The following is a 225-nucleotide window of genomic DNA, read 5'->3' on the forward strand; positions in this document are numbered from 1 at the left end:
GTGCTGATTGCGGTACCGAAACGGCACGGGACTACTTAGAGTGGTTCGACGAGATGGGCATGGTTCACCGGCACACCGGTCGCCCGGTCCGCTATGAGCGCAACGACTCGTACTTCCAGTGGCGGCGCATCGACCAGATCCGAGAGGAATACTCTGAGCAAGAGATCGTTGACGCACTCGACGATACGATCACCCAGATCGAGGACTACAGAGCGCAATTCGATG

Annotated in this window: 1 pseudogene; it reads left to right on the plus strand. The window is 57.8% G+C overall.

Annotation, left to right across the window (positions count from 1 at the left end):
- Window positions 1-225: pseudogene (locus tag EXE42_RS20045) on the plus strand (hypothetical protein); the annotation flags it as partial.

The sequence above is a fragment of the Halorubrum sp. SP3 genome (assembly GCF_005435195.1).
In the GTDB taxonomy this organism is placed as follows: domain Archaea; phylum Halobacteriota; class Halobacteria; order Halobacteriales; family Haloferacaceae; genus Halorubrum; species Halorubrum sodomense.